Source organism: Chryseobacterium sp. C-71 (genome assembly GCF_020911865.1).
Lineage (GTDB): Bacteria > Bacteroidota > Bacteroidia > Flavobacteriales > Weeksellaceae > Chryseobacterium.
Window position 1 is genome coordinate 1,972,084 of the sequence record NZ_CP087131.1, and the last position, 16,484, is coordinate 1,988,567.

Below are 16,484 nucleotides of genomic sequence, written 5' to 3' on the forward strand. Positions count from 1 at the left end.
AGTGTTCTGCGGTTTATTTTTTTGCAATTAAATCAAATTATCTTTTCTCTATAAAAATACTTATTTCGAATTGTGTTTTTACAGGAATACCATATGTTGTAGCAGATTTCCATGTATTAAGTTCTTTTAATTTAAAAATATCTTCAATTTGTCTTTTGCTGTCTTCATCTGTATATTTTAAAAATATTATACTTTCAATACTATCTTTTTTACCAATAGTAACAAGAATTTTATTTTCTCCTTCTTTTGATATTGAATTTGTTTTGAATTGTTCAAATATAATGTTTCTGAATGCTGTTATATCATTTTTAAAATATGCATCTTGCCTTGGATTATCAACAATACAATTTCCACCATTTTTTTCACATTTTTCGAGAAACTTTTTACTAGCAAGTGTTAAACTATCAATTATTATAGACTCTTCTTCTGTGGGAGATAATACTTTTATATTTTCCAAAGTTGGAAGATAATGAACCAAGTTTTTCTTTCTTACTGTATTACAACTAATAAGAAAAACACAGATTATAATGACGGAAAATATTTTTTTCATTTTTAAATTGATTATTGCAATTTCAAAAAATCACTTTCGAATAACAAAAACACTGATCTCAAACTGCTCCTTAACATGAATACCATAAATTTTTGCAGATGTCCAAGCATTAAGTTCTTTTAATCTAAAAACATGTTCAATAGCTTCTCTGGTTTTTTCATCTGTATATTTTAATATTTCTATTTTTTCGAGATTATCATGAGTACCGATAATTACTCTTACCCGGCTTTCTCCTTCTTTCGCATTTTTTGGAAGCTTAAGATTTTTAAATAATTCAATTCTAAAATTATACATTCCATTTTTAAAATTAGCCCAAACCTCAGGATTGCACACGTCGCAATATAATCCTCCTGCTTTAAGACATTTTTCAGCATTCGTATAAAAGGTGTTAATTTTTAAAGAATCTAATTTATTTGAAGGAAAAAGCTTCATATTTTCTACACCCGGTGACAGATAGTGTTCTAAGTGTTTTTGTTTTACATTGCAACTAAGTAAGATAATTAGTATAAGAGAAAAATATAATGTGATTTTCATTACTTGGGATTCACACTATTATCTGTCAACCCTCTCACATACCAAAATTCTATTTTTCCTACAATAAGGTTTTTGTAGAAATTTTCAGAAGTCGGGCTCCAAAACCAATGGTACTGATCAACTAGCATACTGGCATGCTGAAAATTAAAAGGTTGTTGAAAAGTTATTTGTATATGAGGTTCTACATAGCTATTATCCCATATCTCACCTTTAGTTTCCGCGTCATTAACAAACATTAATTTTATAGCCTTATTACTAAATGGACCTGGATCGTAAGCATTTATAATTAAACCGTTTTGGGATAAGGCTTGAAGAAAAAGTGAGAGTGGCTGTCCATAATAATTTGTTTTATATGGAATTATGTTATCTAACTTATCAATTGTTTGATTGTAAAAATTAGGATAGTCGGTCATATTAATAGGCTGACTTGTTTGTGCTTTATATGAAGTAAAAAAAAATGTTGCTATAAAGTATATAAATATTCTTGTTTTCATAATATTGGATTTTTTTAAATTAAGGGCAATTTTCTACTTTATGTCCGATTATCTTTTTACCTCCTGAAGCAGGTATTATATAATCAAAAGAAACAGACCGAAGAGATTTCAGATTGCCATTAGCATCTGTTTTTGCTATGCTTACACCTGCATCATATTTTTGTAATATTTCCGCAAATGCAGATTCCAATCCGTCATTTTGGCTACTTCCTGAATAAGATGGCAATCTTCCTTGCATATAATTATCATATATTTTATTAAAGTCATTACCAACTTGTGAATTTCTATTAAACACTTTTTTACCGTCCACAGTTATTGTATTACTTGAAGAGGGATATGCATCCAAAAAAGCTATAGCCTTTGCTCTATCATTAACAACTAAAGCATATTTAGTACCATTATAAACAAAGATTAATGACGTCTGAAAAGTAGGATAATTCTTCGAGTTTGCCAAAGTACTATAAAGATCTGCAACTGATGGAGGCGGGGCTCCATAATTAGGATGTGAATGAGCACTGGCAAGATAATTTCCGACAGGTGGAACTGTTATACTTACAGTTCCAGGATTGGAGGGATCATTATTACTATAAGGATCTTGGGCTATTGTAGTCGTTCCTGTATTAATAATTGCCATACCATATTCTGTGAAGCTATTAGCTGCATGACCTTCTAATGTACTAACTTCTGTTGAAATGTTGGGTTCATGCAAAATATCATTCGCAGCTTTTGTGGATGCTTTTGTTTTTCTGCATGGGTCATCAGCAGGGTTGGGTATTATGGTCTCAGTCGGCACCCCTATATTACAACCAAATTCATCTATAATACCTACTTCACCTGGGTTACCAGCTACTGTAGTACATGGATCAGGACCATTGCCTCCCGCACCTCCTCCGGGTCCCGAGTTATCTACCGGTGTTATAACGTGATCGACGGGCCCGGGAATATTCTGGCAATTCCAGAAAACTCCCGTGCCCCAATAAGCGGCTCCCGATGTGCCGGATAACTGACAAGACTGTCCCGGCAAGTGACGGTAGCCTGCATCTGCACATGGCACCGGGTAAGAATAGTATTCCGGGGTACAGTTTGACCTCTGCGCTAAGGACGAAAAGTTTACACTTGCCAGTTCTGTTACCTCTGCTTTGTTTTTATAGTCTACATACTGTCGGTTTGCAATTTTAGCTTTATCAGATTCAGAAAGGCTCAGAACAATATGAAATGTTCTGTAAGTTCCGTCAGGCTGTGGAGTAAGGAGAAGGTTTTCTACAGGTGCATTGACAGACATATTTTCCCTGATTACACTGAAAGTATAGGTATGAAAGCCTGGCCCGTTTTCTATATAAACTACCTCATCGGTGTCTATAATAATTCCGTTTCCTACATTCACGAGTTTCCCCTGAATGTTCAGCTTTTGTTTTTCAACTTCTTTTTCTGCTTTTTCCAATTCCGGAAGAAGCTTTGCCTTGTGCTTGGCTTCGTTTAAAGAAATTCTTTTGGGAGTCAACTGAAATGCGCTGCTGTTATTGTAAGTTTCCTTTTCGGGAAGTAAATCCTGTCGGCAGGAGTGGAAAGATAGCAAAGCTATCATTATCAGGCAGAGCCTGAGCAATAGATTTTTCTTCATAAACGTTTTGTGTTTTAAGTGATTAAATATATAAAATTTTTGTAACTCCACAAATATGTGACAAATATTCGAAAAAGAACCGGAAGAAAAATACTGATTTCCGTATTATTTTTCTAAAAGAAAAAATATGTACTTTTGAAAAAAATACTTCGAGTCATGACATTAGGCGATAAACTGAAAAGAGCGAGAATCAACAAAAACTTTACACAAGAATATCTTGCAGAGGTTCTTAATGTTTCGCAAAAGACCTATTCAAATTTTGAGAACGACAAAAGTAAACCTGCTTTTGCGCAGGTAGAGGATATTGCCAATGTTTTAGAAATGAGCGTTTTAGATTTCCTAAGTGGTGATAACGTAACAATCAACAGTACAAATGGTGACCATAGTGGTTTTATTTATCAGAATCAATTTCCTGAAAAACTTGTAGAACAATACGAAGAACGCATTAAGGAATTAAAAGAGCAGGTTCAAGAATTGAAAGAAGAACTGAAAATAATAAAGAATAAATAAAACAAAATATAACAAACAGGGTAAGAAAATTTCTTACCCTGTTTGTTGTTAATCAGCTACATCCAGCTGAATCTCAATATCTTTTGTAATCTTCTTTAATGAAGAATATTTGGCATCACACACCATTGTTGTAAGTACATAATCTCCTTTTTCAATCAAAACAAAATTCTGCCCTTTTGCGGGAACGTCGAGATTATAGTATTTTTTTCCGCTTATTTTTACGATCAGTCTGCAGTTGGATTTGTTTTTAATATTGATATAGGCTTCCTTATCACTCGGATCGTTGTTAAAAAGATGGCTCAGCATTGATGCCGTTTTTTTCGCTTTATCGCTTGGCTCTGCTTTTTTACTTGCACCTCCTACACTTGCATAGGTCACGTTTCTTTCCGGCTTAGAGGCATTTTTTACATTTGTAGATAAATTTTTACCCTTATTCAGTTCACTGTTGTTGACAATATTTTCAATTTTATCTTTACTGATTGGTTTTATGGTAGGTTTTGCTTCCGGTGAATTGTCTGCCATAATAATGGTAATCAATCTTTTCTTAAAAAAATCGGTTCTTGCGTGCCCTGGATTTTGTTTTAGAAAACCTGCAATAATTCTGGGTTCGTTAGAAGTTTCAGCTTCTGTTTCTGTGTAAATAATGACCGTTTCTTTCTCGGCGACTACTTTTGCTTTGCCTTTTTTCTTCTTTTGAGAGAAGCCAAGACAGAATATGGAGAGGAATAAGATTAGAAATATTTTTTTCATCGAGTAAAAACCTTTAAAAATTTATTAAATAATACTATAACGTGAAAAGTCATTTTTTAGTTTATCATTAAAATCATTATCTTTGCACATCTTTATAATAAACTATTAAAGTTAATCATAATTTTAAATAAAAAAATAATAAATATTATGTCTTATTCACCAGCTGCTGCAGACGTAGCAAAATTGAGAAACCAAACAGGTGCAGGTATGATGGACTGCAAGAAAGCTTTAGTTGAAGCAGAAGGAGACTTCGAAAAAGCAGTAGATATCCTTAGAAAAAAAGGACAAAAAGTTGCTGCTAACAGAGCTGACAGAGATTCTTCTGAAGGTGCAGTGATCGCTAGAGTAAATGAAGATAACACTTTAGGTACTATCATCTCTTTAAACTGTGAGACTGACTTTGTTGCTAAAAACGAAGCGTTCATCGAGCTAGCTTACGAAATTGCTGAAATGGCTATTTTCGCTGCTACAAAAGAAGAATTATTGGCTACAGATTTCCACGGAATGACTGTTGCTGAGAAATTGATCGAGCAAACCGGAGTTATCGGTGAGAAAATCGAGATCGGTGCATTCGAAAGAATTACAGGACCTTTCTTGGGAGCTTACATCCACGCTGGAAACAAAATCGCTGCAATCACTTCACTTTCTGCAAAAGTAGACGGTGCTGACGAAGCTGCTAAAGCTGTTTCTATGCAGGCTGCTGCAATGAACCCAATCGCTCTTGACGAAACTAAAGTTTCTCAGGAAACGATCGATAAAGAATTGGAAATCGAAAGACACAAACTTACTGAAGAAGGTAAGCCTGCAAACATTATCGAAAACATTTTGAAAGGTAAAATGCAGAGATTCTACAAAGATAACACTTTGGTACACCAGGATTTCATCAAAGACAGTTCTATTTCTGTTGCTGATTACGTAAAATCTGTAAACGCTGACTTGAAAGTTACAGGATTTGTAAGAGTAAGCTTAGCTTAATCAATCTTTCCAAACAAATATATGATCCCGGTGAAATTTTTCATCGGGATTTTTTTATGCAAGCCAAATTATAGATATTAACTAATAATGAAGTTTATTTTAAATATTCAACACTATCTTATGTCAACCTATAACAAAAGAATTTATCACTCAATCTTGTAAATACAATAACACCAAATAGTGATTGCCATAATGATGTTTTGAACTATTCTGAGCTTAGAATAAAAAAAATATAAGCATTGAAGTGATAGACAGATATGGCTTACCGATTTATAAATCTTCAGATAAAAATTACATCTGGGACGGAAAATCTGGCGGAAGACCTCTGTCAACAAGTACTTACCGGTACATTCTGAAATGGATAGAACCCGACACAAAATTAACAGTTTCGCATTCCGTATGGTTATTAATTAAGAATCGAGAATAATTTTTACATTTTCTTTAGCATTTATTAACAATATATTAAATAATATACTAATTTTGTAGAAATCCTAATTCTATACCTATGAAAAGATTTCTACTCAGTTTAGTGATGGTTTTTCTTTCGTTCACCTCTTTATTTGCACAGAGAGATACTGAACATTGGATTGCACCATTCTATTATTCACAACCTTACACGCAATCAGTTTATTTGTCAACAGATTCTGTAACACCTTTTGTAGTTACAATTTACAGCAACAATGTTGCTTTGGGGACAGTGACTATTAGCAAAGGTGCACCAATGACTTATGCAATACCAAATGAAAGAATTTCTACTAACGTTGCAGCAGAAGCATTTAATGTTATCAATAAAGGAATTTATTTACAAGCCAGTAAACCTTTCTATTGCACATTACGAATGGTAAGCAATACTACGCATGCAGAAATTGTCACCAGCAAAGGTAAAGCAGGTATCGGAAAAGAATTTTATGTAGCTGGCACACCAGCAGTCGGAAGCGCTACAACCAATAACTTTTCTGCCGGTGTTTTGGCAACAGAAGACAATACTATAGTTACTGCAACTTGGAATGGAACCGTAGCATTCGTAGGTGGTGCTCCAACTACTAATACGCATACATTTACTTTAGATAAAGGAGAGTCTTTTATTTTCGCTGGTCTTCCCGGAACTAACGGGCAAAACCAATCTTCTTTTATTGGGGCAAAAATTATTTCTGATAAACCAATCACTCTAACCAACGGAAATGTGAACGGTAATTTTGGAAATACTTTAGGCTCGGGATCTGATGCTATTTTAGACCAGTCAGTACCTGTCGAAAGACTAGGCAACACCTTTGCAATGGTAAGAACCAGATCTACAACTGCTGATTTAGAAGGTGCAATTGTTATTGCTACTGAAAACAACACACAAATATTCCTAAACGGATCTGGTACTGCGGCAGCAACATTAAACCAAGGTCAATGGTATAGAATTACAGGCGACAATTATGTAGCTCAAGGTACTTCAGGTCACTATAATATGCTTGTAAGCACCTCCAAAAACGTATATCTTTATCAACTAGTATCAGTTTTAAATGGAAGCGCAACCTGCGGTTTCAATTACATCCCTCCATTGAACTGTTTTCTACCTAGAAAAATAGATGAAATTGGTAAGATTAATGAAATGCCATTACCAAACCCTACACCGAATGATATGGTTATTAAACTAAACATATTGACGGAGGCAGGCGCAACTGTAACTGTTAGCAGCAATGGAGGTACACCTACTCCTCCTACCGCAGCCCAGGGTCCTTATCCATTAACTGGTAACACCGCTTGGGTTACGTATAGTATAGAAGGTGTTGCAGGAAATCTAACTATACAATCAAACAAAGCTGTAACCGCTGGGATAAACGGTGGATATAACACATCTGGCTATGGTGGATATTTTGCAGGATTTTCATCAATCCCTCTAATTGCGAAACAAACAGGAGAGTGTATTCCGGGAATTATTCTGGAAGTAGATGATGGATATGAAACATATCAATGGTTTTTAAATGGTGCTGCTATATCTGGCGCAACATCTTACACATATACTCCTGCAGTAGCAGGAAATTATACTGTAAAGGTAACCATGGGAACTTGCCCTCCGCTTACTACACCAATTTATAAGGTATTTACTTGTCTGCAACAGACGACTAAATCTTTGTACATCTGTGGAAGTAAAGCAATTACTCCTGCTTTCACCAGCTCTACACAGGCTCCAACACCAGGTTCTGTTACTATTGTTACACAACCAACAAACGGAACAGCTACGATAAATCCATCAAATGGTGTAATTACTTATATTCCAAATCCTGGATATTTAGGACCAGATGTTATTGTGTATAAATTCTGCGGTAATGCACCTGAGTTTGTAGATTGCGAACAAGTTACTTTAAACTTAAATTTAGTTCCATTCGTATTGACAGACAGAACGATAAAAGCTTGTCAGTATTCAGGAAACGGATTTTTTGATTTAACTACGGCAAACGTTACAGACAACGCAGTGCCAACAACTAAAAAATTCTATCCAACATTGGCTGACTTAACTGCAAATACCAATCAGATTAGCAATCCTACAAATTACTTTTCAGGAGCTGGATCAGTATATGTAGCTGTCACAACTTCAGAAGGTTGTTTCGGAACTGCAAAAATTACACTAGACTTCTTCCCTACCCCGGTTGTGAATGATGCTACTCTCACGGTATGCTTTATTCAAAACAATGAGACTAAAGGTCAATTTAATTTAACAACAGCGGTAATAAGCACTCAATCTCCTATTACCAAAAAGTACTATCCTACTTTCACTGATGCAAGCAACGGAACCAATGAAATTTTGGCTCCAGACCTATTCATTTCTGGTGATGGATCTGTATATGCCAGAGTTTATAACTCAAATGGATGTTATGCAATAGCTAAAATTAATCTTAAAGTAACTCCTCCAAAGAGATCAACCACATTGGTAGACAAATTTATATGCATCGATGAGAGAATCACATTAGATGCAGGAGCAGGATTTACATCTTATAAATGGAATACCGGTGAAACTACACAAACACTACAAGGCGTTGGAGTAGGTGAATATTGGGTAACTCTTGAAAACAACGGTTGTTTTATAAAACAATTTGTAAATGTGAAGAAAGTAGGTGAGCCTGTAATTACTTCAATAGAGATATCAAACAATACAGCAACAGTAAACGTTACAGGAGGCAATGCTCCTTACCAGTACGCAGTTGATACGCCTGCGAATTGGCAAAACTCTAATGTATTTACCAATCTTACAAGAGGTCAACATGTGTTTTTTGTAAAAGATGAGGCTAATTGCGAACCTGTTTCTGTGGAGATTACAGTACCTAATCTGGTAAATGCTATCACACCAAATGGAGACAATGTAAATGATTTCTTAGACTATAGCGAATTGGCCTACAAAGGCGATCTTACATTTGTAATATATGATCGATACGGTAATAAATTATTCACCGGCGACAGATCAAACAATTACAAATGGGATGGTAAATTTGCAGGCAAAGGAATTCTCACAGGAACTTATTGGTATCATATCAACTGGATAGAGCCAAATGCACAGAAAACACCAATCAAATACACAGGGTGGATTTTAGTAAAGAATAGAGAATAATTCTGAAATATAGAAAAAACCACGGTTAATAATCGTGGTTTTTTTACATATTATTAATAAATCTTAAAAAAAACACAAAACATATTGAATATTCTACTATTTTTGTAAAAATCCTAATTCTACGCTTATGAAACAATTTCTACTTATTTTTCTTTTAACGATTTTGGGCATCAATGTTTCTGCTCAAAGAGATACAGAGCATTGGATCGCACCTTTTTATGCAACCACAGCCGTTACAGCACAGTCACTTTATCTTTCTACAGATTCGGTAACACCTTTTGTGGTAACGATAAACAGCAACAACGTTGCATTGGGAACGGTAACAATCAGCAAAGGAAGTCCTCAGGTTTTTGTAGTCCCTGCAAATAATATAGCAGCTACAACAGCGGGAGAAGCTTTTACGGTAATTAATAAAGGATTATACATTAAGGCGGATAGACCTTTTTACTGTACCCTTAGAATGGTAAACTCAACTCAACATGCTGAAGTGGTAACCAGCAAAGGTAAAGCTGGTATTGGTAAAGAATTTTTTGTTGCGAACACTCCATCTGTTACGACTCGTACCACTGACAATTTTACGGCAGGAGTTTTAGCAACCGAAGATAATACAACAGTTACTGCAACTTGGAGTGCAATTACTCCGATAACTTTCTTTGGAGCAACACCGCCAACCAATACCCATACTTTTACTTTAAATAAAGGACAATCTTTTATTTTTGCAGGTGGTATAGGTCCCGCAGCACCATTCATGGGAGCAAAAATCGTTGCTACCAAGCCAATCACCCTTACAAACGGAAATGTGACAGGAAATTTTGGTAATACAACTTCCTCTGGGACTGATATAATTTTAGATCAGTCTGTTCCCCTTGATAGATTAGGGAATGAATTTGCGATGGTAAGAACAAGATCAAATACTGCGAATGAACTAGAAGGAGGAATTGTGATTGCTACAGAAAACAATACAGCAATATATTTGAATGGATCTACCACTCCTGCAGCGACTTTAAATGCTGGTCAATGGTATAGAATTTCTGGAAGTAGTTATATAGTTCAAGGTGGTTCACACCCTAATATGTACATCAATACTTCAAAAAATGTTTATTTGTACCAACTGGTTTCAGTAAATAATGACACTGCCACCTGTGGTTTTAATTATATTCCCCCTTTAAACTGCTTCTTACCGAGAAAAATTGATGAGATTGGTAAAGTGGGTGAAATGCCAACAGGCACTGGAGGAGCTAGTGTTGTACCTACCGGTACTATTGTAAAGCTTAATATTTTAACTGAAGCGGGTGCTACGGTTACATACACCGTTAATGGAGGAGCACCGATAACCCCAACAGCTGCACAGGGTCCGTTTCCGTTGACAGGAAATACCAACTGGGTAACCTATGCAATACAGCCTATTAACGGCAATATAGCCATCCAATCTAATAAAGCGGTAACTGCCGGAATTAACGGAGGACATAGTACTTCTGGATATGGAGGATATTTCGCCGGATTCTCATCAATTCCGCTTATTGCTAAGCAGACTGGTGACTGTATTCCAGGATTAGTTTTGGAAGTAGATGACAGTTATGATACTTACCAATGGTTCAGAAATGGTATCGCAATTCCGGGAGCAAACAGCAACTCTTTTACACCAACACAATCAGGAAATTATACTGTAAGAATTACAGTGGGATCTTGTATTCCGGCAACAACTCCTGTTTATAAGGTATTTACATGTCTTCAGCAAACTACAGATGCAAAAACTGTTTGCGAAGGCTATCTTAATATCGCCCCAGCCTTTACTTCATCTTCACAAACATTTGTTCCGAGTTCTGTACAGATTATTACACCTCCAACGAATGGTACAGCAATCATCAACCCTACTACGGGAGTGATTGGATATGTCCCTAACTTTGGTTTTGCAGGAACTGATACTATTACATACAAATTCTGTGGAAACGATCCTGAATTTGTAGATTGTGAACAAATTACCTTAACCCTTACAATAGCAGAGAGCCCAGTTGTGAATAATGCACTATTGAGATCTTGCTACCTTGAAGAAAATATTGCTACAGGATTATTTAATTTAACTAATGCAAGCGTAACTACTCAGCCAGGAACAACTAAAAAATATTATCCCTCATTGACTGACGCTAACAACCAAACCAATGAAATTCTAAATCCTGCCAATTATGTTGCTCCAAACGGTATTGTATATGTAAGAGTAAGCAATGCAAACGGATGTTACAGAGTGGCAGAAATTACATTAGTTGTTATCCCGCCTACAAAATCAACCGTTTTAGTTGATAAAGAAATCTGTATAGAAAACAAAACAACATTAGATGCAGGCCCTGATTTTGACGGTTACCAATGGAGCACAGGAGCAACAACACAAATCATCAGTGACGTTACTGTAGGAACGTACTCCGTAATCCTTAAAAAAGGAGATTGTTTCACAAAACAAACAGTTACGGTTTATGCTACTCAGCAACCTGTAATTTCGAATATTGAAGTTACTACTAACGACATCACTGTATTAGCAATAGGAGGAACTGCTCCTTACAAATACTCAATTGATAATATCAACTGGCAGGATTCTAATGTTTTCACAGATATAAAAAGAGGGGATATTACGGTTTATGTAAGAGATTTCTTTAATTGCGAACCTTTAGAAGTGACCGTTACAGTTCCGAACATTGTTAATGTAATTACACCAAATGGTGACGGAATAAACGATGTCCTTGATTATTCTGCTTTAGCAAACAAACCTAATTTGTTATTAGGGATTTATGACAGATACGGAGTTAAAATATTTGAAGGAAACAAAGACACTGGTTATAAATGGGATGGAACCATCAACAAAACCAAAAAAGTTTCTACCGGAAATTACTGGTTCAGCATCAGCTGGAATGAAAGTAAAAACAAAACTCCAATCAAATTCTCTGGCTGGATTCTAGTGAAAAACAGAGAATAACTATGAAAAAAATTAATATTATGAAAAAAATTCTGTACACATTCTTAATTTTTTCGTCAGCAATACTATTTGGACAAAAAAACACTAAAGTTAAATTTGCTATCTGCAATGGTGCTGTGGGAACTACTGAAATGTTTGAGCCGTACAAAAAAGATATAGAAAATACCACTTTTTTTAAGGCTACAACAAAACTACCTCAACATCTACAAAAGTTCAATTACTTGGCTGAAGATGGCTTGACGGAAATCAAATTTAAGAAAAATGTAGGTGCACCGGATATCATGTCACTAGCAGCTCTTAATGAACAAAGCAATGTACCTAAAGATACAAAAGTAATGATTGATGGGTATGTGTTTGATAATCCTGAGACTAATATCTACAGTATAATGGTTAAAAGGATAGATGTAAAAGAAGATAATGGCAAAAAATATCTTTCCATCTTCACTTATGATAACTAAATAAAGTGAAAATTAATTTGGCCGGAGTAATTTCCGGCCATTTTTTTGATCTGTAAATTTAAATTAAGAACTATTAGATTGGAGGTTACAATTCCGAATATTATCAATGTAATTGCATCAAATGGCGACAGAGTAAACGATGTTCTTGAATATTCTGCTTAATTTGATCTTAGGAATTTATGACAGATACGGAGTTAAAATATTTAAAGGAAACAAAAACACTAGTTATAAATGGAATGTAAAGCATTAATAAAACCCAAAAAGTTTCTACCGGGAATTACTAACTCAGCATCAGCTGGAACGAAAGTAAAAACAAAACTCCAATCAAATTCTCAGACTTGATTTAGTTAAAACAGAGAATAACACTATTTTTCAGAATATTATGAAAACCTCCCGACTTTGAGTCGTGGTTTTTTTTGTTTATTTTTAAATGATTCAACGTATTTTATTATTAAATTTGTGATATAATCAAATACAGAATGAAGAAACTTCTATCTTTTTTTCTTATTTTTTACATATTCTCTATTTCTTTTGCACAATTAGATAGAGAGCATTGGTTTGCGCCGATGGTGGATAGAACAGGAAACCCAAACCCTTACCAGAAACTATACCTTTCTACAAATCGTACAACGCCTTTTCCTGTAACAATTTATAACAACAATGTTGTTATAGGAACCGTTACAATCAGTAAAAACAATCCTCAAAAATTTGATGTTTTAAGAAATTATATCATCACAACTTTGCAGACTGATCTGTTTACGCCAACTACAAAAGGTCTTTATGTAAAAGCTGATTTTCCTTTTTATGCCAACTTAAGATTTTCGGTCTTAAATCATGCAGAAATCATTACATCTAAAGGCATACCATCAACAGGGAAAAACTTTTTTGCGGCTAACGCCCCTATTACGGTGAGTAATGGTATTCTGAATTTCATGACCAGTATTTTGGCTACAGAAGACAATACAACCGTAACTATTTCGGGATATAAGCCGACTGTACAATTTTCAAACGGAACAACAGGATTGACCAATCCTACGATGACTTTTATTTTAAATAAAGGACAATCTTACATCATCGACGGTATCGGGAATATTGCCGGTAATTTTGACGGATTTTTAGGAGCAAAAATAACAGCCGACAAAGCCGTAAATGTCACAAACGGAAATTTCAACGGTCAGTATTCAGGAAATGTACCTCTGAGCTCAGATATTTTGATGGATCAATCCGTACCGATAGAACAGCTTGGAACTCAGTTTGCGCTCGTAAAAGGTAACGGAAGTATTGGCACTAACATGGAAGGTGCTTTGGTTATTGCCACCCAAGACAACACCCAGATTTTTCTTAATAATGAAGGATTACCGATAACAACATTAAACACTGGTCAATATTATGTCGTTCCTGATTCTAAGTATCAACTTCAGGGAACAACTCATTATAATTTGTACATAAGAACCACTAAAAACGCTTATGTTTATCAGCTTCTTGCCGGAGATGCTTTAGGAGGAAGTGAATCGGCAACCGGTGGATTTAATTTTATCCCTGCACTAAGCTGCTATCTTCCTAAACAAATTGACGAAATTGGTTTAATTAATGAAAATTTTGTTCACTCAAATGTCAATCCAGCAGGAATTCTGAATATTCCTACTAAATTAAATCTAGTGACTGAGCGTGGAGCAGTTGTTACTGTCAACGGAGCTTTTCCGCCAGCGAGCACAGGACCATTTGACATCACTGGTCTCAATCAGTGGGTAACTTACGGCATTCCAAATACAACGGGAACTATAACCGTAGTTTCAACCAAAGCTATTACAGCAGGAATCACAGCAGGAAGTGATGCGGTAGGATATGGAGGTTTCTTTGCGGGTTTCTCAACTCAGCCAGTCATTTTAAAATCTGGTGGAGATTGTGTTCCGGGGATTGTATTGACAGTTGACCCAATCATTTACGAAACCTATCAATGGTACCGAAACGGAATTCTCATTATTGGTGCTACTTCAGCCTCTTACACTCCTACAGAATCAGGAAATTACACATGCTCTGTGACAATGGGAAGTTGCGCGCCTTTAGTAACGGCTGTTTATAAAGTTTTAAATTGTGTGAAGCTAACAAACGTAACTTACAATATTTGCGAAAACAAAGTAATTACACCTGCATTTACTACTTCAACACAAACTCCCGTAGCATCAACAGTCTCAATTGTTACAGCTCCAACTCTCGGAACTGCAACCATCAATACTACGTCAGGGGTTATTACATATACTCCAACCAATCCGGCAGTAGCAGGAACAGATACTTTTGTATATACTTTCTGTGGTAACGATCTTATATTTACAGATTGTGAAACTGTGACCGTAACGATAAATATTCAACCTGTTACAGTTAACAATGCAACTTTAACTTCTTGCAACATAAACGGTCTAGGTACATTCGACTTAACGACAGCTAATGTTACAACAAATTCGCCAGTCGTTAAAACTTATTATACCAGCTTACTGGCGGCACAGACAGAAAATGCAGCAGGGCAAATACTTGTTCCCACATCACATTCTGCTCCGGCAGGAACTATTGTGTATGTTTTGGTCAAAAATCCTACAGGCTGTAAGAATATTGCACAAATAACACTTAATCTTTTTCCACTGGCTGTAGTTACACCTGCAAATTTTGGAAACCAATGTGATGAAAATCTTGACGGAACAGTAAATGTCGTTTTATCAGATATTACTCCATTGATACTGAATAATCCAACCTACTTTACCAATGTCAGATATTACGCTTTATTAGCTGATGCCAACTTAGGAAACGCCAATACACTTCCTAATAACTGGAGCTATGCAGTGAATACCACAATCTACATTCGGGTAGAATCTCCGGACGGATGTGCAACGGTAGTTCAGCCCATTAATTTTACGGTTGGTTCAAGACTACCTTTAATAACAACAACTCTAGTTCTTGATTTCTGTGATGACGATTTAGACGGAATCAAACCTGTAAATCTTTCACAATTTGTTTCACAGTTTACGTCAGACCCTTTGGTATCTGTAAGTTATCATTTGACCCTACTCGATGCTCAAAACGACGCAGCACCCATAAGCGGAGCTGTGAATCTAACGGGCACACAAACCTATTTTATTCGATTTGAAAAAACCGGGTTTTGTCCCAATGTTGCCACTATTAGAATTAATTTAAAAATTCCGAAAAAATCTGATATCTTAACGGATAAAGTAATATGTCCAAAGGCTCAAACCACTTTAGATGCCGGGTCAGGATTTACAGCCTATCTTTGGAGTACAGGAGCCACTACCCCATCAATTTCCAATGTTCCTGCCGGAGACTACTGGGTAGAGCTTACATTTAACGGCTGTGTATACAAGCAATTTGTCAATGTTTCTGAATCTGTACTGCCTGTAATCACTTCCATCGACATCAACGGAACAACAGTAACAATTGGCGTAACAGGAGGTGTTCCACCATATGAGTACTCATTAGATAATATCACTTGGCAAAGCTCGAATATCTTTTATAACGTTCAGCGTGGCAATCATAAAGTGTACATCAGAGATTCACAAAATTGTGATGTTGTAGAACAAGAATTCGTGATTATTAATTTAATCAATACCATTACACCAAACGGAGACGGCCATAATGACGTTATTGATTACTCATCCTTGATGAACAAAGATAATCTTGAATTCAGAATATTTGACCGATATGGCGCGGAACTTTTCCGTGGTTCAGCTTCCAATAGATTTACCTGGGACGGAAAAATGAAAGGAAGACCTGTATCAACAGCGACCTACTGGTACTTTCTTGCCTGGACAGAATTCGGGAAGGTCACTACCGTAAAATATACCAGCTGGCTTTTGGTGAAAAACAGAAACGACAGCTTGTGGGATAAATAATTTTGATATTTGGAAATCGGATGTTCCATTTATAACATTCATTAACAGTTTAAATCAAAGTTTAATATAATTTTAACCTGTTTTCGATCGATTAAAGATATAAAATGATGCTTTTCTTGTGTAATTTTGCACA

General features: G+C 35.7%; 12 protein-coding genes. 7 read left to right on the forward strand and 5 right to left on the reverse strand.

Annotated features, from left to right (window positions below; genetic code table 11):
• Window positions 1-37: 37 nt before the first annotated feature.
• The 4 genes from LNP04_RS09025 to LNP04_RS09040 are packed head-to-tail and all read right to left on the reverse strand — an operon-like array spanning window position 38 to window position 3,199.
• Window positions 38-550, reverse strand: a complete 513-nt coding sequence (locus LNP04_RS09025) for a hypothetical protein (RefSeq protein ID WP_229986157.1) — start codon at window positions 548-550, stop codon at window positions 38-40.
• A gap of 30 nt (window positions 551-580) precedes the next feature.
• Window positions 581-1,084, reverse strand: a complete 504-nt coding sequence (locus LNP04_RS09030) for a hypothetical protein (protein ID WP_229986158.1) — start codon at window positions 1,082-1,084, stop codon at window positions 581-583.
• A complete protein-coding gene (locus tag LNP04_RS09035; RefSeq protein ID WP_229986159.1) occupies window positions 1,084-1,578 on the reverse strand; it encodes a hypothetical protein in 495 nt (164 codons plus the stop codon). Before LNP04_RS09035 ends, LNP04_RS09030 begins: the two co-directional genes overlap by 1 nt.
• Window positions 1,579-1,597: 19 nt before the next feature.
• Window positions 1,598-3,199, reverse strand: a complete 1,602-nt coding sequence (locus LNP04_RS09040; protein ID WP_229986160.1) for a hypothetical protein — start codon at window positions 3,197-3,199, stop codon at window positions 1,598-1,600.
• A 135-nt stretch (window positions 3,200-3,334) separates the two neighbouring features.
• Here LNP04_RS09040 and LNP04_RS09045 point away from each other — a divergent pair, with 135 nt between their 5' ends.
• On the forward strand, window positions 3,335-3,709 hold the full coding sequence (locus tag LNP04_RS09045) for a helix-turn-helix domain-containing protein (protein ID WP_229986161.1): 375 nt from the start codon (window positions 3,335-3,337) through the stop codon (window positions 3,707-3,709).
• 48 nt (window positions 3,710-3,757) lie between these two features.
• On the opposite strand, the gene LNP04_RS09050 is transcribed toward LNP04_RS09045, so the two are convergent.
• Complete coding sequence (locus tag LNP04_RS09050) at window positions 3,758-4,459, reverse strand: DUF6759 domain-containing protein (protein ID WP_229986162.1); 702 nt, start codon at window positions 4,457-4,459, stop codon at window positions 3,758-3,760.
• Between the two features lie 147 nt (window positions 4,460-4,606).
• Here LNP04_RS09050 and tsf point away from each other — a divergent pair, with 147 nt between their 5' ends.
• The 6 genes from tsf (at window position 4,607) to LNP04_RS09080 (ending at window position 16,351) form a co-directional block, all read left to right on the forward strand.
• Window positions 4,607-5,434 carry a translation elongation factor Ts gene (gene tsf, locus LNP04_RS09055; RefSeq protein WP_229986163.1) on the forward strand — a complete coding sequence of 276 codons (828 nt, stop codon included), beginning with the start codon at window positions 4,607-4,609 and terminating at the stop codon, window positions 5,432-5,434.
• A gap of 244 nt (window positions 5,435-5,678) precedes the next feature.
• Window positions 5,679-5,861: a gliding motility-associated C-terminal domain-containing protein gene (locus LNP04_RS09060; protein ID WP_229986164.1), complete on the forward strand. Its 183-nt coding sequence runs from the start codon at window positions 5,679-5,681 to the stop codon at window positions 5,859-5,861.
• 78 nt (window positions 5,862-5,939) lie between these two features.
• A complete protein-coding gene (locus tag LNP04_RS09065) occupies window positions 5,940-9,029 on the forward strand; it encodes a T9SS type B sorting domain-containing protein (protein WP_229986165.1) in 3,090 nt (1,029 codons plus the stop codon).
• 127 nt (window positions 9,030-9,156) lie between these two features.
• A complete protein-coding gene (locus LNP04_RS09070; RefSeq protein ID WP_229986166.1) occupies window positions 9,157-11,994 on the forward strand; it encodes a gliding motility-associated C-terminal domain-containing protein in 2,838 nt (945 codons plus the stop codon).
• Window positions 11,995-12,014: 20 nt separating this feature from the next.
• Window positions 12,015-12,452, forward strand: coding sequence for a hypothetical protein (locus LNP04_RS09075; RefSeq protein WP_229986167.1), 438 nt, complete (start codon window positions 12,015-12,017; stop codon window positions 12,450-12,452).
• A gap of 479 nt (window positions 12,453-12,931) precedes the next feature.
• A complete protein-coding gene (locus LNP04_RS09080; RefSeq protein ID WP_229986168.1) occupies window positions 12,932-16,351 on the forward strand; it encodes a T9SS type B sorting domain-containing protein in 3,420 nt (1,139 codons plus the stop codon).
• Window positions 16,352-16,484: the final 133 nt, after the last annotated feature.

Coding starts and splice junctions, on each gene's coding strand:
- LNP04_RS09025 (WP_229986157.1), bottom strand. CDS start 550: ATGAAAAAAATATTTTCCGTCATTATAATCTGTGTTTTTCTTATTAGT.
- LNP04_RS09030 (WP_229986158.1), bottom strand. CDS start 1,084: ATGAAAATCACATTATATTTTTCTCTTATACTAATTATCTTACTTAGT.
- LNP04_RS09035 (WP_229986159.1), bottom strand. CDS start 1,578: ATGAAAACAAGAATATTTATATACTTTATAGCAACATTTTTTTTTACT.
- LNP04_RS09040 (WP_229986160.1), bottom strand. CDS start 3,199: ATGAAGAAAAATCTATTGCTCAGGCTCTGCCTGATAATGATAGCTTTG.
- LNP04_RS09050 (WP_229986162.1), bottom strand. CDS start 4,459: ATGAAAAAAATATTTCTAATCTTATTCCTCTCCATATTCTGTCTTGGC.
- tsf (WP_229986163.1), top strand. CDS start 4,607: ATGTCTTATTCACCAGCTGCTGCAGACGTAGCAAAATTGAGAAACCAA.
- LNP04_RS09065 (WP_229986165.1), top strand. CDS start 5,940: ATGAAAAGATTTCTACTCAGTTTAGTGATGGTTTTTCTTTCGTTCACC.
- LNP04_RS09070 (WP_229986166.1), top strand. CDS start 9,157: ATGAAACAATTTCTACTTATTTTTCTTTTAACGATTTTGGGCATCAAT.
- LNP04_RS09075 (WP_229986167.1), top strand. CDS start 12,015: ATGAAAAAAATTCTGTACACATTCTTAATTTTTTCGTCAGCAATACTA.
- LNP04_RS09080 (WP_229986168.1), top strand. CDS start 12,932: ATGAAGAAACTTCTATCTTTTTTTCTTATTTTTTACATATTCTCTATT.